Here is a 19,529-nt window from a genome sequence, read left to right on the forward strand (position 1 = left end):
CAACCTTTCGCATCATCGCCTTTTATGACCAACATTATTCATTATATAGAAGAAATGTTGCCATTGCAAGGGTAAATCCATAAATATTTTATCTACGGACACTTAAAACATTATACTAATGACTCCGAATAATTTCAAGGATAAATTCATTCTTCGTGTCAGTAATGCATTGAATTTCTTTTCCTTAGGTCATTTTCTCCAAAAAGCCATCCTACATTAAAACAAACCTTTGATGTTATTTCAACAATGCTGTACCAGACCTCCATACGAGGCATGGGATGCGGACCATTTTTTCATAGAACACAAGATATTCAAAAAAATTTCCCGAGACCATAAAAAAAGCGAGCAATAGCCCTGAAGACTATTACTCGCTTTTCATTTATAACACTGAAATTATTTAGTGATTTCAGATACTACGCCAGAACCTACTGTACGTCCACCTTCACGGATAGAGAAACGAGTTCCGTCCTCGATCGCGATTGGGGAGATAAGTTCTACAGTCATTTCAACGTTATCCCCAGGCATAACCATTTCTACGCCTTCAGGAAGTTGGATGACACCAGTTACGTCCGTAGTACGGAAGTAGAACTGTGGGCGGTAGTTAGAGAAGAATGGAGTATGACGTCCACCTTCGTCTTTAGCCAATACATAAACTTCAGATTTGAAGTTCGTGTGTGGAGTGATAGAACCAGGTTTAGCTAGTACTTGACCACGGTTGATGTCTTCACGGTTAACACCACGAAGAAGCGCACCAATGTTGTCGCCAGCTTCAGCATAGTCAAGAAGCTTACGGAACATTTCAACACCTGTGATTGTAGTCTTACGAGCATCTTCAGCCATACCGATGATTTCGATATCGTCACCGACTTTAACTTGTCCACGCTCAACACGACCAGTTGCTACTGTACCACGACCAGTGATAGAGAATACGTCCTCTACTGGCATCATGAATGGCTTGTCAGTGTCACGGTCTGGAGTTGGAACATACTCATCAACTGCATCCATAAGGTCATAGATAGCTTGCTCATATTTCTCTTCACCTTCAAGAGCTTTAAGAGCAGAACCGCTGATTACAGGTACATCGTCACCATCAAAGTCATATTCAGATAGTAGGTCGCGAACTTCCATTTCTACTAGTTCAAGAAGTTCTTCATCGTCTACCATGTCAACTTTGTTCAAGAATACAACGATTGCTGGTACACCTACGTTTTTAGATAGCAGGATGTGCTCACGAGTTTGTGGCATTGGACCGTCAGCTGCAGATACAACTAGAATCGCGCCATCCATTTGAGCAGCACCAGTGATCATGTTCTTAACGTAGTCAGCGTGACCTGGGCAGTCAACGTGGGCATAGTGGCGGTTCTCAGTTTCATACTCAACGTGTGCAGTTGAGATAGTGATTCCACGTTCGCGCTCTTCTGGTGCACCGTCGATCATGTCATATGCCATTGCTTCACCAGAACCTGATTTCTTGTGAAGTACTGTAGTGATCGCAGCAGTTAGAGTTGTTTTACCATGGTCAACGTGTCCGATAGTACCAATGTTAACGTGGGACTTGGACCGGTCAAATTTTTCTTTACCCATTGTATATTTCCTCCTTTAAATAAATACGAATTTAGTTTGAACATTTATTTGCAAGTCCGGAGTGAACGAGAGCCACTCCTGAACTTACAATACAAGTTATATCTCAACTTGTCTAAAAAATCAATTATTGACCAGAATTTTTCTTGATGATTTCCTCAGAGATACTCTTCGGAACTTCTTCGTAATGGTCAAAGTGCATTGTATAAGTTCCTCTACCTTGTGTGTTGGAACGCAACGCTGTTGCATATCCGAACATTTCAGAAAGTGGAACGAATGCTTTGACTACTTGTGCATTACCACGAGTTTCCATACCTTCAACGCGTCCACGACGGGAAGTTACGTCACCCATGATATCGCCCATGTATTCCTCTGGAATAACAACTTCTACTTTCATCATTGGCTCAAGTAGAACTGGCTTACACTTGTTCTTAGCTTCTTTAAGTGCCATGGAAGCAGCAACTTTAAATGCCATTTCATTGGAGTCGACATCGTGGTAAGAACCATCATACAGAGTCGCCTTGATGTCTACCATAGGGTAGCCAGCTAATACACCATTCTCCAAGGATTCTTTGATTCCTTGTTCTACGGATGGAATATACTCGCGTGGTACAACACCACCGACAATCTTATTGACGAACTCATAACCAGCGCCTTCTTCGTTAGGTTCAAATTCAACCCATACGTGACCGAACTGTCCACGACCACCGGATTGGCGTACGAATTTACCTTCAACTTTTGCACTTGCGCGGAAAGTCTCACGGTACGCTACTTGTGGAGCACCAATATTCGCTTCAACTTTGAACTCACGCTTAAGTCGGTCTACGATGATGTCAAGGTGAAGTTCACCCATACCAGCGATAATCGTTTGACCTGTTTCCACGTTTGTCTCCGTTTGGAATGTTGGATCTTCTTCAGCAAGTTTACCAAGTGCGATAGACATCTTGTCTTGGTCAGCTTTAGACTTAGGTTCGATAGCGACAGAGATAACCGGATCAGGGAATTCCATGGATTCAAGAATAACAAGACTCTTTTCATCACAAATTGTATCACCTGTACCAGTATCTTTAAGACCTACGGCACCTGCAATGTCCCCTGCGTAAACAGTGGAAATCTCTTCACGAGAGTTGGCGTGCATTTGCAGGATACGACCTACACGCTCACGCTTATCTTTCGTAGAGTTCTTCACATAAGAACCGGCACTTAGTGTACCAGAGTAAACACGGAAGAAAGTCAGTTTACCAACATAAGGGTCTGTAGCGACTTTAAAGGCCAATGCAGAGAAAGGCTCTTTGTCGTCTGCCTTACGTACAACACCTTCATCTGTTTGAGGTACATGTCCTTCAATCGGAGGCACATCTAATGGAGATGGCAGATAATCGATAACACCATCAATCAGAAGTTGAACACCTTTGTTTTTGAAGGCTGAACCACAGAATACTGGATAGAAGTCAACGCCTAGAGTAGCTGTACGGATTGCCGTTTTAAGCTGCTCGTTAGTGATTTCTTCTCCCTCAAGGTATTGCATCATCAAGTCTTCATCAAGTTCCGCTACAGATTCTACAAGTTTGCCGCGGTACTCTTCAGCTTGCTCTTTGTACTCCTCAGGAATTTCGCGTGCTTCTGCACGAGTTCCTAAGTCGTCCATATAATAGTAAGCTTCCATTGTTACAAGATCGATGATTCCTTCGAATTCATCTTCTGCACCTATTGGAAGTTGGACAGCTGCTGCGTTTGCTCCAAGGCGGTCTTTCAATGTGCCTAAGGAGTAAATGAAGTCAGCACCAATTTTGTCCATCTTGTTTACAAATACGATACGTGGAACACCATAAGTGGTAGCTTGACGCCACACTGTTTCTGTTTGAGGCTCAACACCTGACTGAGCATCAAGTACAGCCACAGAGCCATCAAGTACACGCAGGGAACGTTCAACCTCAACAGTGAAGTCTACGTGTCCTGGAGTATCGATGATGTTGATACGGTGATCTTTCCACTGAGCAGTCGTAGCGGCGGAAGTGATTGTGATTCCGCGCTCTTGTTCCTGCTCCATCCAGTCCATTTGGGAAGCTCCTTCGTGAGTTTCACCAATTTTGTGGATACGTCCTGTGTAGAAAAGAATACGCTCTGTCGCCGTTGTTTTACCAGCGTCGATGTGAGCCATGATCCCGATATTCCGAGTCTTTTCCAAGGAGAACTCTCTAGCCATGAATCTTTCTCCTTCCTGATTGAACATTTATTTTTTTGGTGATTACCAACGATAGTGAGCGAATGCTTTGTTCGCTTCTGCCATCTTGTGCATTTCTTCACGACGCTTCACTGATGCACCAGTGTTATTAGCTGCATCTAGAATTTCGTTAGCCAAGCGTTCTTCCATTGTTTTCTCTCCGCGTAGACGCGCATAGTTAACAATGAAACGCAAGCCTAGAGCCTGACGACGTTCTGGGCGAACCTCAACAGGTACCTGGTAGTTGGAACCACCTACACGACGAGCACGTACTTCCAATACTGGCATTACATTCTTCATCGCTTGATCAAAAGCTTCCATAGCTTCATTTCCGCTACGCTCTTGAACTAGTTCAAAAGATTTATAAAGGATTTTTTGAGCTTTCCCGCGCTGACCGTTAACCATGATTTGGTTAATCAAGCGAGTGACAAGCTTAGAGTTGTACATCGGATCTGGTAACACATCACGTTTAGCTACTGGACCTTTACGTGGCATATGTTCCCCTCCCTTCCTTAGAGAAATTATTTAAGCGATATCTGCATATCGATTATTTTTTAGCTTTAGGTTTCTTCGTACCGTATTTAGAACGGCCTTGCATACGTCCTTCAACACTTGCTGTGTCAAGAGCGCCACGTACAACGTGGTAACGCACACCTGGCAAGTCTTTGACTTTACCGCCACGGATAAGAACAACACTGTGCTCTTGTAGGTTGTGGCCGATACCAGGGATATAGGCGTTAACCTCAAGCTGGTTGGTTAGACGAACACGTGCATACTTACGTAGGGCAGAGTTCGGTTTCTTAGGTGTCATTGTACCAACACGTGTGCAAACACCACGTTTTTGTGGAGAAGAAAGGTCAGTCATACGCTTCTTATAGCTGTTGTAACCTTTGTTCAAAGCTGGAGAGTTTGACTGTTTCGTTTTGCTCACGCGTCCTTTACGTACCAATTGGTTTATTGTTGGCATGTTTGTATCCTCCCTTCATTTTTAATACCACACATCCAGGTGGTTCATAAAAAGGCAAAAAACAAAGCTTTCGCGCTTTAACGCCAAAACTTTATTGCTTTATCGCCACTGTAGCCGCGCCAACATCAATACCACATGCATTCCCAAGCTCCTCCATTGAAGAAACTCTTGTATGGGGAATATTCAGTTGCTTGGCCAGTTTAGCTACTTTTAGTGTCATCGACTGATCTGCATCGTCTGCCGTTATGACTTCATCCACTTCACCATTCTTCATGGCTCTAAGTGTCTGTTTGGTTCCAATGATTATATCGGACTTAGCCTGTGCTACTTTTTCATAAGACATCTTCATATCCTCCAAAGTAACAAGGATAAATGGAAGCACCTTGATTATAGTATCACTCACCCAAATGCATGTCAACTGCATTTGGGTGAGTTTTTTAGTGCTTCCTTCTTTTTTACCCTTTGTTATCATCTAAGCTTATTTATTTAGGAGTGTGTGACTTCCTCAGTAGTTGATGGAACCTCTTGCTGCTTTGCTTCAGACTGAGCTTGGATTTTCCGGTAACGTGTCATACCGGTACCTGCTGGAACAAGCTTACCGATAATAACATTTTCTTTCAGTCCTAGCAATTCATCGCGCTTACCTTTGATGGCTGCATCTGTCAGGACACGTGTAGTTTCCTGGAAGGATGCTGCGGATAAGAAGCTATCCGTTTCAAGTGACGCTTTGGTGATACCAAGGATAACCGGACGGCCGACTGCTGGTTGTCCACCCTCGATAAGGGCTTTTTGGTTAGCCTCTTTGAATTGGTGGATTTCAAGAAGTGAGCCCGGAAGTACATCCGTATCTCCGGAGTCAAGGACACGTACTTTACGAAGCATTTGACGAACCATTACTTCGACGTGTTTGTCGGAAATTTCTACCCCTTGCATGCGGTAAACTTTCTGTACTTCTTTAAGCAAGTATTCCTGAACACCATCAAGCCCTTTGACGGTCAGCAATTCTTTAGGATCAATTGAACCTTCTGTGAGTGGTTCACCAGCTTTAACCTCATCACCCACAGACACTTTCATACGTGCACCGTATGGAGCTGTATAAGATCTTGACTCAACAGAACCTTGAACGAGGATTTCCTGTTTTTCTTTCACTTCATTAACTTCATGAACAGTTCCGTCGATCTCAGTTATAACAGCCTGACCTTTCGGATTACGCGCTTCTACGATCTCCTGGATACGTGGAAGACCCTGTGTAATATCGTCTCCGGCTACACCGCCTGTGTGGAAGGTACGCATTGTAAGCTGGGTACCTGGTTCACCGATGGATTGTGCAGCAATAATTCCAACTGCCTCACCAACTTCAACTTCATCACCAGTTGCCAAGTTACGGCCATAACACTTCTTACAGACGCCGTGCTTCGTATTACATGTGAATGCAGTACGGATGACAATCTTCTCGATACCTGCTTCAACAATTTGTCGAGCTTTATCTTCGTAAATCACTTCATTCCTTTCAGCAAGTACAGCACCACTTTCAGGATGTGTGACTTTTTGGAAGGATGTACGTCCGATCAAGCGATCGAGCAACGGTTCTATTACCTCTGAACCTTCTTTAAGAGCGGAGACCGGTAATCCTCTGTCCGTTCCACAGTCGTCGTCCCGTACAATGACATCCTGCGCCACGTCTACAAGACGACGTGTCAGGTAACCTGAGTCAGCTGTCTTCAGCGCGGTATCGGCTAGACCTTTACGTGCACCGTGTGTCGAGATGAAGTATTCAAGTACTGTCAGACCTTCACGGAAACTTGATTTGATTGGAAGTTCGATGATCCTACCAGCCGGGTTGGCCATCAGACCACGCATACCTGCAAGCTGCGTAAAGTTAGATGCGTTACCACGTGCTCCTGAATCACTCATCATGAAGATTGGATTTCGCGGATTCAATGAGTTCATCAGACGGTTTTGAATATCATCTTTAGCTCCGGACCAAACTTCAATAACACGATCGTAACGTTCTTCTTCTGTAATCAGACCACGACGGAATTGTTTCAGAACTCTGTCGACTTTTTCTTGAGCTTCATCAAGAATTTTCTGTTTCTCTGGAAGTACGACAACATCGGATACACCTACTGTGATACCCGCCTTAGTGGAGTAAGCGAATCCAAGGTCTTTCATACGGTCGAGCATCTTGGACGTTTCACTAATAGAGAAACGTTTGAAGACTTCAGCGATGATGTCTCCCAAGATACCTTTCTTGAATGGAGAAACCTCTTCGCGTTTAGCAATCTCATCACGAATATTCGTACCGTTTTCCACAAAGTAGTGGTCAGGTGTTTTAATCTCTAAGTTTTCTTTCGTCGGTTCATTGATATAAGGGAAAGAATTCGGCAGCATTTCATTGAAAATCAACTTACCGACCGTAGTCAGAAGAAGCTGCCTGTTCTGTTTCTCTGTGAATGTCTCATTATTCAATGAACTAGCTTGTACAGCCACACGTGTGTGAAGGTGGGCATAGCCATTTTGATACGCCATCAATGCTTCATTCAAGTCTTTGAAGAACATTCCTTCACCAATTGCACCTTCACGCTCCAAGGTCAAGTAATAGTTTCCTAATACCATGTCCTGGGAAGGCGTAACGACTGGTTTTCCATCCTTAGGATTAAGGATGTTCTGAGCAGCCAGCATCAAGATACGAGCTTCAGCTTGAGCTTCTGAAGATAGTGGTACGTGCACGGCCATTTGGTCCCCGTCAAAGTCAGCGTTATATGCTGTACATACAAGCGGGTGCAAACGGATCGCGCGACCTTCGACAAGTGTCGGTTCAAAAGCCTGGATTCCTAAACGGTGCAGTGTCGGTGCACGGTTCAGCAGAACAGGGTGTTCTTTGATGACATCTTCTAAAACATCCCAAACTTCATGATGGACACGCTCAATCTTACGCTTCGCAGATTTGATATTATGGGCTAACCCTCGTGCGACGAGTTCTTTCATTACGAATGGCTTGAACAATTCCAGCGCCATTTCTTTCGGAAGTCCACACTGATACATCTTCAGGGATGGACCGACAACGATAACCGAACGACCGGAATAGTCTACACGCTTACCTAGAAGGTTTTGGCGGAAACGACCTTGTTTACCTTTCAACATGTGAGAAAGGGATTTGAGTGGACGGTTTCCTGGTCCTGTAACAGGACGACCGCGGCGGCCATTGTCGATAAGAGCATCGACAGCTTCTTGAAGCATACGCTTCTCATTCTGCACGATGATCGTCGGCGCACCTAGATCCAACAAACGCTTCAATCGGTTGTTACGGTTGATTACTCGACGGTACAAATCATTCAAGTCAGATGTCGCGAAACGGCCACCGTCAAGTTGAACCATTGGCCGTAATTCTGGCGGGATAACCGGCAGAACTTCCAGGATCATCCATGAAGGTTCGTTTCCTGAGTGACGGAACGATTCAAGCACTTCAAGGCGTTTGATTGCACGTGTACGACGTTGACCTTGAGCTGTCTTGAGTTCCTCTTTCAGTGTATCTACTTCCCCGTCCAAATCAATATCGTAAAGCAGTTTACGGATGGCTTCTGCCCCCATAGCAGCTTGGAAACCTTGACCGAATTTCTCACGGTAGGAACGGTATTCTTTTTCAGATAGCAACTGCTTCTTCTCAAGAGCCGTTTCACCAGGTTCCGTTACAATATAAGCGGCAAAATAAATGACTTCCTCTAGTGCTCGAGGGGACATGTCTAATACAAGACCCATTCGACTAGGGATACCTTTGAAGTACCAAATGTGAGAGACAGGGGCAGCTAATTCTAAGTGCCCCATGCGCTCACGGCGTACTTTCGCTTTAGTTACTTCAACACCACAACGGTCACAAACGACACCTTTATAGCGGACACGCTTGTATTTTCCACAATGGCATTCCCAGTCCTTCTGCGGACCGAAAATACGCTCACAGAATAACCCGTCTTTTTCTGGTTTCAACGTACGATAGTTGATGGTTTCTGGCTTCTTGACCTCACCGTAGGACCAAGAACGAATCTTATCCGGTGAAGCCAGGCCGATTTTCATATACTCAAAGTTATTTACATCTAGCAAGGGGCCTACCTCCCTTTTAGTATCCACGTTCTACCCTAAGCTTAGAACACGAACTACAGCAGTGTTTCTATCTTAATCGTCTAAGTTCAAATTCTCGGATTCTTTGGTCTGTTCTTCTTCGATATCTCGCATTTCGATCTCTTGCTCATCACCAGATAGAATCTTAACGTCCATTCCAAGACTTTGAAGTTCTTTGATCAGAACTTTGAAAGACTCAGGGACTCCCGGCTCTGGAACATTATCACCTTTGACAATCGCTTCGTACGTCTTCACACGTCCAACAACGTCATCCGATTTCACTGTCAAGATTTCTTGAAGTGTATAGGCAGCACCATAAGCCTCTAGTGCCCATACCTCCATCTCACCAAAACGTTGTCCACCGAATTGGGCTTTACCACCAAGTGGCTGTTGCGTAACTAGTGAGTACGGCCCAGTAGAACGTGCGTGAAGTTTGTCATCAACCATGTGTGCAAGTTTAATCATATACATGACACCAACAGATACACGGTTGTCAAACGGCTCTCCTGTACGTCCATCATAAAGGATCGTTTTCGCATCACGAGACATACCAGCTTCCTGCAATGTCTCCCATACGTCTTCCTCTCGCGCACCATCGAAAACCGGTGTAGCGATTCTTTCTCCAAGTAAGCGAGCAGCCATACCCATGTGCAATTCTAGTACCTGACCGATATTCATACGAGATGGAACACCAAGTGGGTTCAACATGACATCAACCGGTGTACCGTCTGGTAGGAAAGGCATATCTTCTTCTGGAAGAATCTTAGAAATAACACCTTTGTTACCGTGACGTCCGGCCATCTTGTCACCTTCAGAGATTTTACGCTTCTGAACGATATAAGCACGAATCAACTGATTGACACCTGGAGGAAGTTCGTCCCCGTCTTCTCTGTTAAAGATCTTGACGTCAAGAACGATTCCGCCTGCTCCGTGTGGCACACGTAGAGAAGTATCGCGAACTTCACGTGCTTTCTCACCGAAGATAGCGTGTAATAGTCGTTCTTCGGCAGATAATTCAGTTACACCCTTAGGGGTTACTTTACCTACAAGAAGATCACCATCACTTACTTCTGCACCGACACGGATAATACCTCGATCATCTAAGTCGCGGAGGGCATCTTCACCGACATTTGGGATGTCACGTGTGATTTCTTCCGGTCCAAGCTTAGTATCACGAGCTTCTGATTCGTATTCTTCTATATGAATAGAAGTATATACGTCATCTTTCACGAGACGCTCACTCATGATGATGGCATCCTCGTAGTTGTAACCATCCCATGTCATGAATGCGACAAGTGGATTTTGACCAAGAGCGAGTTCTCCCATATCCATAGAAGGTCCATCAGCAAGGATTTCCCCTTGCTTGACGCGGTCGCCTTTAGAGACGATCGGACGTTGGTTATAGCAGCTCCCTTGGTTAGAACGGATGAATTTCTGCAAACGGTAGCGGTCTATATCTCCTTCTACCTCTTTGCCATCCACCTCGGCAATACGACGGACGCGAACTTCTTTCGCTTCCACACGTTCGACGACTCCCTCGTGTCTACAAATGACAGCAGCACCAGAGTCTTTACCTGATACATATTCCATGCCCGTCCCTACAAGTGGTGCATCCGGTTTAAGCAACGGTACTGCTTGACGCTGCATGTTTGCACCCATTAGGGAACGGTTGGAGTCATCGTTTTCCAAGAAAGGAATACACGCTGTCGCCGCAGATACAACCTGCTTCGGAGAAACGTCCATGTAATCTAAACGATCACGATTCACGACTGTATTCTCACCGCGGAAACGGGCGATGACTTCTTCATCGGTAAAGGCACCGTCATCTTCAAGCTTCGCGTTTGCCTGCGCCACCACGTAATTATCTTCTTCATCTGCAGTGAGATAATCGATTTGGGCCGTTACCTTATTGGTATCCGGATCGACACGACGATACGGTGTTTCAATGAAACCAAATTCATTTACTTTTGCGTACGATGATAGAGAGTTAATCAAACCGATGTTTGGACCCTCAGGAGTTTCAATCGGACACATACGACCGTAGTGGGAATAGTGTACGTCACGAACTTCAAAGCCTGCACGTTCACGAGTCAAACCACCGGGTCCTAATGCAGAAAGACGGCGCTTATGCGTTAATTCTGCAAGAGGGTTCGTCTGATCCATAAACTGTGAAAGTTGCGAACTACCAAAGAACTCTTTGATGGATGCAATCACAGGACGGATATTAATCAATTGTTGCGGTGTGATTGAGGAAGTGTCTTGGATAGACATACGTTCACGAACCACACGCTCCATACGGGATAAACCAATACGGAATTGATTTTGAAGGAGTTCTCCGACTGAACGAAGACGACGGTTACCTAGATGGTCGATGTCATCTGTTCCACCCACATTGTGCAACAAGTTAAAGAAATAACTGATAGAAGAAAGAATGTCGGCTGGAGTGATATTCTTCACGTCACGGTCAATATTTGCATTGCCGATCACATTGATAGAGCGCTCACCTTCTGGATCTGTGGGGTCGACGATTTTAACGGACTGGACTTGAATTGGTTCTTCAAGAACACCCTCAGCCGGTTCCAATGATTCCTCGCCTAAATTCCCCTCTTCATCATCAAAATGAGGTATCAATTTGTTTAAGAGACGGCGGTCGATTTTATCGCCTTTTTCTGCGATGACTTCGCCGGTTTCTTCATCCACTAACGTTTCCGCCAATGTCTGGTTGAACAAACGATCTTTGATATGAAGCTTTTTGTTCATTTTATAACGTCCGACTCTAGCTAGGTCATAGCGTTTCGGATCAAAGAAACGGGAAACGATTAAGCTTTTCGCGTTTTCTACCGTTGGTGGTTCACCAGGGCGCAGACGCTCATAAATCTCTAATAAAGCTTTTTCTGTGTTTTCCGTATTGTCTTTTTCCAACGTGTTCTTAAGGTATTCGTTATCACCGATCAAATCAATGATTTCCTGATCTGTGCTGAAACCTATTGCACGTAATAGAACGGTGATTGGCAATTTACGCGTACGATCGATACGAACATGAACCACGTCTTTTGCATCAGTTTCAAACTCCAACCATGCTCCGCGGTTAGGGATAACCGTAGCGGTATATCCTCTCTTGCCGTTCTTATCAATCTTTTTGTTGTAGTACACACTTGGAGAACGAACAAGCTGAGAAACAATAACACGTTCAGCACCATTGATTACAAAGGTACCTGTGTCTGTCATCAGTGGGAAATCACCCATGAATACTTCTTGTTCTTTCACTTCGCCCGTCTCATTGTTTAATAGACGTACTTTCACACGAAGTGGTGCGTTATATGTTACATCGCGATCCTTTGACTCATCGACTGGATACTTTGGTTCGCCAAGGCTGTAGTCTACAAACTCCAATGATAAATTGCCTGTGAAGTCTTCGATTGGAGAAATATCCTGGAACATTTCTTTCAAACCTTCTTCCAAGAACCATTGGTAGGAAGCTGTCTGAATTTCAATCAAATTCGGCAACTCTAATACTTCACTGATGCGTGCATAACTTCTGCGCTGGCGGTGTCGTCCATATTGAACTAGTTGACCTGTCAACTGATTCACCCCTCAAATCAAGCATATTAATAACGAAAAAAGGGTTCGGCAAGACATGCCGAACAGGCTTGCGGTTGATCTTGCCACAAGCACTATTTAAACATTCGCCTTAGAGCAAATGGTGATTCTTCATTTCTCTCTAACGTTAGACAAAAAAGAAAAAGGCTTTTCATACATAAAAACCTCATTTACTTTCAGTGTTCGATTTTACCATTCTGGACATCTATCATCTTTTTTATACATGATTGCTAAAAAAAGACTTGACAGCGTTCAGACACATTGGCATTTTTCAATACTAGCACAACTGATAGGGCTAGTCAAACCTTATAGCCTTCAGGATGTAATATCCCTTTTGCTTTTCTACCACATCTACATTACCAAACAACTCTTCTAACTTTTGTTTAGCAGACGGCGCCCCTTGTTTTTTCTGAATGACTACCCAAAGCTCTCCTTGCTCAAGCAAAGCTTCTTTCGCCTCTTCAAACATCATATGGACGACTTTCTTCCCTGCGCGTATAGGAGGATTCGTTATAATAGAAGCAAATCGACGATCCTTTACCCCCTGCAACCGATCACTCTCCTGCACAGTAATATTCGTTATGCCATTTTCAACTGCATTTTTGCGAGCTAAATTCAATGCGCGGTCATTCACATCGACCATCATTACGTGTCGATTGTCAAAATCTTTAGCTATGGCCAGTCCGACCGGGCCATAGCCACAACCTAAATCAAGAAAATCTCCATCTACATCCGGTGCAAGAAAAGCTTCGACCAACAAGCGCGAACCAAAGTCCACTTCCCGCTTAGAGAAAACAGCGTGATCCGTCGTGAATTCAAATTCATGACCCCTTAACTGGAAGGCCCACGTTTTTTCTTCACTATCTGTTGATGTTTTCTTTGAGTAATAATGCTCCGACATAAACCGAACACCTTCTTTTTTTATCGTTAAGAAAAAGAAAGCCCGCCGATAAATCAGCGAGCTTTACTTTAGGAATTCTCTTACTTAAGTTCGACAGTTGCGCCTGCTTCTTCAAGCTGAGATTTGATCTCTTCAGCTTCTTCTTTAGCAATGCCTTCTTTAACTGCACTTGGAGCTCCATCAACAAGCTCTTTCGCGTCTTTAAGACCAAGACCAGTGATTTCGCGTACTGCTTTAACCACTTTGATTTTAGAGCTTCCAGCAGATTCTAGCATTACGTTGAATTCAGTTTGTTCTTCAGCAGCTTCGCCACCTGCAGCAGGCGCGCCAGCAGCAACTGGAGCTGCAGCAGATACACCAAATTCATCTTCAATTGCTTTAACTAGGTCGTTAAGCTCAAGAACTGACATTTCTTTGATCGCTTCGATAATTTGTTCGTTAGACATGAGAAATTTCCTCCTTAGATTTAATGGATATAATTTAAACGAACGCTAACTTACGCGCTTTCTTCTTCTTTTTGATCCGCGATCGCCTGCGTAGCATATGCGAAGTTGCGGATAGGCGCTTGTAGTACGCTTAGGAACATAGATACAAGACCTTCGTAGTTTGGAAGGTTTGCAAGTTCTTTGATTTGTTCAAGAGTTGCAACTTGTCCTTCAACTACTCCACCTTTAATTTCAAGGTTATCGTGATCTTTAGCGAAGTTGTTAAGAATTTTTGCCGGTGCTACTGCATCGTCTTCATGGAATGCCAAGGCTGTCGGGCCTTGAAGCACTTCATTAAGCTCACTAAGTTCAACTTCGTCTACAGCACGGCGCGTCATTGTGTTTTTATACACTTTGAACTCAACGCCCGCTTCACGCAATTGACTTCGAAGTTCTGTAACTTCTGATACATCAAGACCGCGGTAATCTACTAGTACAGCAGATTTACTATTGCGGAACTTGTCAGCCAACTCAGATACAACCTGCTTCTTTTGTTCGATAACACTGCTCATCGTTCCACCTCCTATTGACTTTTCATCATACCGCTTGAAGGTTTTATTAATAAAAAGTACCTCCATGCAGACATGGAGGTACGTATGATAGAACAGGGCAGATCAGCGCTGCTCTATTTATTCACACACCTCGGCAGGAAATTAAGTGGCTTACCACACCTGCTGTCTACGGTACAACGTATTCATTTATACAACGCTACTAATTATATAATGCTGGTAGCGGAAAGTCAACAATAAATTTATTACTTCGTGTAACCAGAAACGTCTACTTTGATTCCAGGTCCCATCGTAGATGAAACAGCAGCGTTACGCATATAAGTCCCCTTAGATGCTTGAGGCTTAGCTTTAACAAGCGTGTCTGTAATAGCTGCGAAGTTTTCAGCCAGTTTTTCCTGATCGAAAGATGCTTTTCCGATCGGAACGTGGATGTTAGCAGCTTTATCAACGCGGTATTCAACTTTACCTGCTTTGATTTCATTTACTGCTTTTTCAACTTCAAAGGTTACAGTGCCTGTTTTAGGGTTTGGCATAAGACCTTTTGGTCCAAGCACACGGCCCAATTTACCAACTTCAGCCATCATATCAGGAGTAGCTACTACGACATCAAAATCGAACCAGCCTTGGTTGATTTTGTTGATCAGGTCTTGTTCACCTACGTAGTCAGCACCTGCTGCTTCTGCCTCTTTAGCTTTTTCACCTTTAGCAAAGACAAGCACACGCTGTGATTTACCTGTACCATGCGGAAGCACCATTGCACCGCGGATTTGTTGGTCCGCTTTCTTAGGGTCTACACCCAAACGGAATGCTGCTTCGACAGTTTCATCAAAGTTTGCTTTAGCTGTTTCTTGAACAAGCTTGATCGCTTCTTGTACATCATAAGCTTTTGTACGCTCAACAAGCTTTTGAAGTTCTTGTTGCTTTTTCGTTTTTTTAGCCATTATTAATTTCCTCCTCGTTGTGGTTTTAACGGATTTTCCTCCCACGAATAAAGGTTGCGAAAGAGTCACAAGCTCCATTTCCGCAACCTTTTCCTATCTCCAAATGACGCTGTGGGATTAGTCTTCGATTGTGATTCCCATGCTGCGCGCAGTACCTTCGACCATACGCATTGCAGCTTCAACGTCAGCAGCGTTCAAATCAGGCATTTTAGTTTCTGCGATTTCGCGAACTTGATCGCGCTTCACAGAAGCTACTTTGTTACGGTTCGGTTCACCAGAACCTGACTCGACTCCAGCCGCTTTCTTGAGAAGAACAGCAGCAGGTGGAGTTTTTGTAACGAATGTAAAGGAACGGTCCTCATAAACCGTGATTTCAACTGGAATAATCGTACCAGCTTCTTCCTGGGTACGAGCGTTAAACTCTTTACAGAAACCCATGATATTAATACCCGCTTGACCTAGTGCCGGTCCTACTGGTGGCGCTGGGTTTGCTTTACCCGCAGGGATTTGAAGCTTTACTACATTAATAACTTTTTTAGCCACGAGACACACCTCCTTAAAGTCCGTGATGTGGTAATAGGGTTCTACCCCTCCCACTCATTGCGCTAAGCAATAGCCCCTCTCGCCGGGGCGCATATAGAACATAAAAATTCTAGCATCTTTATTTCCATTATGCAAGGGGGAATAGAAAAATCATAATTTTTCGATTTGAGTAAAGTCTAACTCTACCGGGGTTTCACGGCCGAACATGTTGACATGAACTTTCACTTTCTGTTTGTCAGTATCGATATACTCGATCGCACCTGTGAAGTTGGCGAACGGCCCCTCGGTCACCTTAACGCTTTCCTTCACCTCAAAGTCTATCTCTGCTTTCGGTTGTTCGTTCATGCCCATACGTTTAAGAACCGTTTCGACTTCTTCTTCCAGGAGAGGGATCGGCTTTGAGCCGGATCCAGTAGATCCTACGAATCCAGTCACACCCGGTGTGTTGCGTACGACATACCAAGAGTCGTCTGTCATGACCATCTCAGCTAACACATAACCAGGAAACACTTTCTTCTTAGCGATTTTCCTTTTTCCATTTTTTATCTCTGCTTCTTCGTCCTCAGGGACAAGGACACGGAAGATCTTATCTTCCATTCCCATAGATTCAACACGCTTCTCAAGGTTCGTTTTCACTTTGTTCTCATAACCTGAATAGGTGTGTACAACATACCATCTTTTTTCCATTATGATAGGACAAGTGCTTGCCCTTCCCTCCCTTATATTTAAAGTTTTTAAAATTATTCCAACATGAAAAAACCCGCTGAACGGGTTTTTGTAAGTCTATCTCCTATTATAGCATAAAAACCACTCTACTATTCTTTAGCGATGAGTTCAAGCACCTGAGAAATCCCGAGATCTACAATAGCAAAGAATACAGCTACGAAAGCCACGGTGAAAAGAACAGTGATCGTGTATCGAGTCAATTCCTGACTCTTAGGCCAACTCACCTTCTTCATCTCTCGAGCTACATTCTTGAAAAACTTAAACATGCTGTAATACCCCCAAATTTGCGCCTGCCGGCTTCCTTCTCTATTTCGTCTCACGATGTAACGTATGCGATCCACATTTCTTACAAAACTTGCGGACCTCAAAACGTTCGGACTGATTGGATTGATTTTTATATGAACTGTAGTTTCGACTTAAACATTCCGTACAGGATAGTATAATTTTTTTTCGCATTCGTTCCGTCCCCTCATTCTTCGAGGTTTACATACTTACTAAATGTAGCACTCTTGCCGGGGGCTGTCAATCTGACATTCATAGAGTGATTTCATTGATTTCCAAATACTTCTCGAGTTTCCGCTTCACACGTTGTAAAGCGTTATCAATAGATTTTACGTGTCTATCCAGTTCTGCCGAAATTTCCTGATAGGATTGCCCGTCCAAGTAAAGGGTGAGGACCTCTTTTTCCAGGTCACTTAACAATTCCGACATCTTCTCTTCCATGTCAGAAAATTTTTCTTTGTTTACAATTAATTCTTGTGGGTCGATTGACTTTGAACCACCTATGACATCAAGCAACGTTCGATCCGACTCTTCATCATAAATAGGCTTGTCCAAAGAAACGTAGGAATTCAAAGGGATGTGTTTCTGTCTAGTGGCGGTTTTAATTGCGGTAATAATTTGACGGGTGACACATAATTCTGCAAAAGCTTTGAAAGAAGAGAGCTTCCCCTCTCTATAATCACGAATGGCTTTATAAAGACCGATCATACCTTCTTGCACAATATCCTCACGATCTGCACCAATAAGAAAGTATGTTCGAGCTTTAGCGCGAACAAAATTTTTGTACTTATTGATTAAATAATCGAGCGCTTGGACCTGACCTTGGTTAATTAGTTCTACGACTGCCTCGTCATCAAGCTGGCTAAGATCCAACTCGCTGGTGCTTTTCTCTGTTTGTAAGATGCTCACACAGGATCCCTCCGACCGTGCTACCTCAATATAGAAATATTATACAGCAAGTTTTTGATAAGCGTCAACAAGTTGTCAGAATTATTTATCTCCTCGGCGCCATTTCTCAAAGAGCTCCCTAACTTCTTTTTTTATCGGTATCTTCGATTGATATTGGATTTGATTATGGCTCTCTACGTCCTTTTCAATCTGGTTTTCTATGTTTTTCACTTCAATATAAAGTTCACGGGCGGATTTACGAAAGGCCCCTTGTCCGAAAATTGTCCTTTGTTCAGCATAGTCCGAGGTTGCCACATATACTTGTGTGCGCACATCATTCAACTCACCTGCCAATTTTTCGATCCGTTCGTCAGCTGTCTCATTTTCTTTTGTGAAAATAACTTCAACTTTATAATTTTTCCGCTTTTTTTCAACTCCCCGGACGTGGTAAGCATCAAAAACTACCATAATCCGATCCCCGGTATATGATTGGTATTCAGCCATCATCTCTATGAGCAGATCACGGGCTTGGCCGAGCTCTGCTTCTTTCAACTTTTGAAGTTCCGGCCATGCACCAATCATGTTATATCCATCGACTATTAAAACATTCATAAGTTATTCACCAACAGGGTTACGCTTCCTGAAGACTTCATACATCAGTAGAGAGGCAGCAACAGAAGCATTCAGGGAGGTAACTTCTCCTGCCATGGGTAAACTCACAGTCCAGTCGCATTTATCCTTCGTCAAGCGGCTCATGCCTCGACCTTCACTTCCAATAACGAGTGCGATCGGCATCTTTCCGTCAAGCTGACGGTAATCCTCAGTCCCAGCTGCATCTGTACCGACCACCCAGACAAAACGTTCTTTCAATTCATCAATCGTTCGAGCTAAATTCGTAACCCTGGCTACAGGGATATATTCAATAGCTCCGGTTGATGTCTTAGCGACAGTAGCTGTCAAAGCAACAGAACGCCGTTTCGGAATGATGACACCATGTGCTCCACTCGCATCCGCTGTCCTTAAAATCGATCCTAAGTTGTGAGGGTCTTCGATTTCGTCACAAATGATGAAGAAAGGAGCCTCTCCCTTTTCCTCCGCTTTTGCAAATAAATCATCCAAATCGCTATAATCGTAAGCTGCTACAGAAGCGATAATTCCCTGGTGGTTCCCATCCACCAATTGGTCTATTTTTTTCTTCGGTACCTTTTGAACAAGTACACCTTGTTCTTTCGCTAGTTGTCCCAGTTTCTTATAAGCTTGGTATTGAAGGTGCTCAGACACCATCACTTTATTAATCGCCCGCCCGGACCGTATGGCTTCCTGGACAGGGTTTTTCCCAATGATCCATTCTGTATTCATTTATACTCCGCTCCTTTCTTCTACATTTTTTATCGCATGGTTGATGAGTGTTTCCAGCCGTTCTGTTTGACCTGATAAATAAAGAAATCCTAACACCGCTTCAAAAGCAGTGGAATAACGATAGGTTTGTACATTCGTATTCTTCGGAACGGAACCTGATTTCGCATTCCTCCCTCGACGGAGCACCCCTTCTTCTTCCTCTGTCAGCAACTTCTCTTCTTGCCAAACCTGAACGACCTTTGCTTGAGAGACAGCCGATACGAATTGAACGGCAGCCTGATGAAGGTGTTGCGGCTTGACTTCTCCGGACTTTAAAAGGTGGTGTCGCACATAAAGCTCGTAGACGGAATCGCCCATATAGGCGAGAGCGAGACTTTTCATCTGTTTGACGTTTGTCATAGCCATAT

General features: G+C 43.9%; 20 protein-coding genes and 1 other annotated feature. Of the genes, 1 reads left to right on the forward strand and 19 read right to left on the reverse strand.

Annotated elements, in window-relative coordinates; translation table 11 throughout:
- Positions 1 to 393: 393 nt before the first annotated feature.
- The 10 genes from tuf to rplJ form a co-directional block, all read right to left on the reverse strand.
- Positions 394 to 1,584, reverse strand: a complete 1,191-nt coding sequence (gene tuf / locus HLI_RS10720) for an elongation factor Tu (RefSeq protein ID WP_128524963.1) — start codon at positions 1,582 to 1,584, stop codon at positions 394 to 396.
- 124 nt (positions 1,585 to 1,708) lie between these two features.
- Positions 1,709 to 3,787: an elongation factor G gene (gene fusA, locus HLI_RS10725; protein ID WP_128524964.1), complete on the reverse strand. Its 2,079-nt coding sequence runs from the start codon at positions 3,785 to 3,787 to the stop codon at positions 1,709 to 1,711.
- 42 nt (positions 3,788 to 3,829) lie between these two features.
- Positions 3,830 to 4,300, reverse strand: coding sequence for a 30S ribosomal protein S7 (rpsG, locus tag HLI_RS10730; RefSeq protein WP_128524965.1), 471 nt, complete (start codon positions 4,298 to 4,300; stop codon positions 3,830 to 3,832).
- Between the two features lie 52 nt (positions 4,301 to 4,352).
- Complete coding sequence (gene rpsL, locus HLI_RS10735; RefSeq protein ID WP_128524966.1) at positions 4,353 to 4,772, reverse strand: 30S ribosomal protein S12; 420 nt, start codon at positions 4,770 to 4,772, stop codon at positions 4,353 to 4,355.
- A gap of 91 nt (positions 4,773 to 4,863) precedes the next feature.
- Positions 4,864 to 5,115: a 50S ribosomal protein L7ae-like protein gene (locus HLI_RS10740; RefSeq protein WP_128524967.1), complete on the reverse strand. Its 252-nt coding sequence runs from the start codon at positions 5,113 to 5,115 to the stop codon at positions 4,864 to 4,866.
- Between the two features lie 143 nt (positions 5,116 to 5,258).
- Positions 5,259 to 8,870, reverse strand: a complete 3,612-nt coding sequence (rpoC, locus tag HLI_RS10745) for a DNA-directed RNA polymerase subunit beta' (RefSeq protein ID WP_128524968.1) — start codon at positions 8,868 to 8,870, stop codon at positions 5,259 to 5,261.
- A 72-nt stretch (positions 8,871 to 8,942) separates the two neighbouring features.
- A complete protein-coding gene (gene rpoB / locus HLI_RS10750) occupies positions 8,943 to 12,470 on the reverse strand; it encodes a DNA-directed RNA polymerase subunit beta (protein ID WP_128524969.1) in 3,528 nt (1,175 codons plus the stop codon).
- Positions 12,471 to 12,783: 313 nt separating this feature from the next.
- Positions 12,784 to 13,389, reverse strand: a complete 606-nt coding sequence (locus tag HLI_RS10755; RefSeq protein ID WP_128524970.1) for a class I SAM-dependent methyltransferase — start codon at positions 13,387 to 13,389, stop codon at positions 12,784 to 12,786.
- Positions 13,390 to 13,469: 80 nt separating this feature from the next.
- The gene (gene rplL, locus HLI_RS10760) at positions 13,470 to 13,835 is read right to left on the reverse strand and encodes a 50S ribosomal protein L7/L12 (RefSeq protein ID WP_128524971.1); all 366 of its coding nucleotides are present in this window, start codon (positions 13,833 to 13,835) and stop codon (positions 13,470 to 13,472) included.
- Positions 13,836 to 13,885: 50 nt separating this feature from the next.
- Positions 13,886 to 14,386 (reverse strand): 50S ribosomal protein L10, encoded by a 501-nt coding sequence (gene rplJ / locus HLI_RS10765; RefSeq protein WP_128524972.1) that lies wholly within the window; start codon positions 14,384 to 14,386, stop codon positions 13,886 to 13,888.
- A gap of 41 nt (positions 14,387 to 14,427) precedes the next feature.
- Positions 14,428 to 14,576: a sequence feature (ribosomal protein L10 leader region), on the reverse strand.
- Here rplJ and HLI_RS21625 point away from each other — a divergent pair.
- Positions 14,471 to 14,623, forward strand: a complete 153-nt coding sequence (locus HLI_RS21625; protein ID WP_164908538.1) for a hypothetical protein — start codon at positions 14,471 to 14,473, stop codon at positions 14,621 to 14,623. Its footprint overlaps the feature before it by 106 nt.
- A 5-nt stretch (positions 14,624 to 14,628) precedes the next feature.
- Here HLI_RS21625 and rplA read toward each other — a convergent pair whose 3' ends face one another.
- The 9 genes from rplA to HLI_RS10810 form a co-directional block, all read right to left on the reverse strand.
- Complete coding sequence (rplA, locus tag HLI_RS10770) at positions 14,629 to 15,324, reverse strand: 50S ribosomal protein L1 (protein WP_128524973.1); 696 nt, start codon at positions 15,322 to 15,324, stop codon at positions 14,629 to 14,631.
- Between the two features lie 117 nt (positions 15,325 to 15,441).
- On the reverse strand, positions 15,442 to 15,867 hold the full coding sequence (gene rplK, locus HLI_RS10775; RefSeq protein ID WP_128524974.1) for a 50S ribosomal protein L11: 426 nt from the start codon (positions 15,865 to 15,867) through the stop codon (positions 15,442 to 15,444).
- A gap of 150 nt (positions 15,868 to 16,017) precedes the next feature.
- Entirely contained in the window at positions 16,018 to 16,554 is a 537-nt protein-coding gene (nusG, locus tag HLI_RS10780) for a transcription termination/antitermination protein NusG (RefSeq protein WP_128524975.1), read from the reverse strand.
- Between the two features lie 128 nt (positions 16,555 to 16,682).
- Complete coding sequence (secE, locus tag HLI_RS10785) at positions 16,683 to 16,859, reverse strand: preprotein translocase subunit SecE (protein ID WP_128524976.1); 177 nt, start codon at positions 16,857 to 16,859, stop codon at positions 16,683 to 16,685.
- A 40-nt stretch (positions 16,860 to 16,899) separates the two neighbouring features.
- Positions 16,900 to 17,049, reverse strand: coding sequence for a 50S ribosomal protein L33 (rpmG, locus tag HLI_RS10790; RefSeq protein ID WP_128524977.1), 150 nt, complete (start codon positions 17,047 to 17,049; stop codon positions 16,900 to 16,902).
- A gap of 78 nt (positions 17,050 to 17,127) precedes the next feature.
- Positions 17,128 to 17,784: an RNA polymerase sporulation sigma factor SigH gene (gene sigH / locus HLI_RS10795; protein WP_128524978.1), complete on the reverse strand. Its 657-nt coding sequence runs from the start codon at positions 17,782 to 17,784 to the stop codon at positions 17,128 to 17,130.
- 81 nt (positions 17,785 to 17,865) lie between these two features.
- The gene (locus HLI_RS10800) at positions 17,866 to 18,375 is read right to left on the reverse strand and encodes an NYN domain-containing protein (protein ID WP_128524979.1); all 510 of its coding nucleotides are present in this window, start codon (positions 18,373 to 18,375) and stop codon (positions 17,866 to 17,868) included.
- A 3-nt stretch (positions 18,376 to 18,378) separates the two neighbouring features.
- Entirely contained in the window at positions 18,379 to 19,122 is a 744-nt protein-coding gene (gene rlmB, locus HLI_RS10805) for a 23S rRNA (guanosine(2251)-2'-O)-methyltransferase RlmB (RefSeq protein WP_128524980.1), read from the reverse strand.
- Positions 19,123 to 19,527: a Mini-ribonuclease 3 gene (locus HLI_RS10810; RefSeq protein WP_128524981.1), complete on the reverse strand. Its 405-nt coding sequence runs from the start codon at positions 19,525 to 19,527 to the stop codon at positions 19,123 to 19,125.
- Positions 19,528 to 19,529 lie beyond the last annotated feature (2 nt).

The organism is Halobacillus litoralis (assembly GCF_004101865.1).
Taxonomy (GTDB): domain Bacteria; phylum Bacillota; class Bacilli; order Bacillales; family Halobacillaceae; genus Halobacillus; species Halobacillus litoralis_A.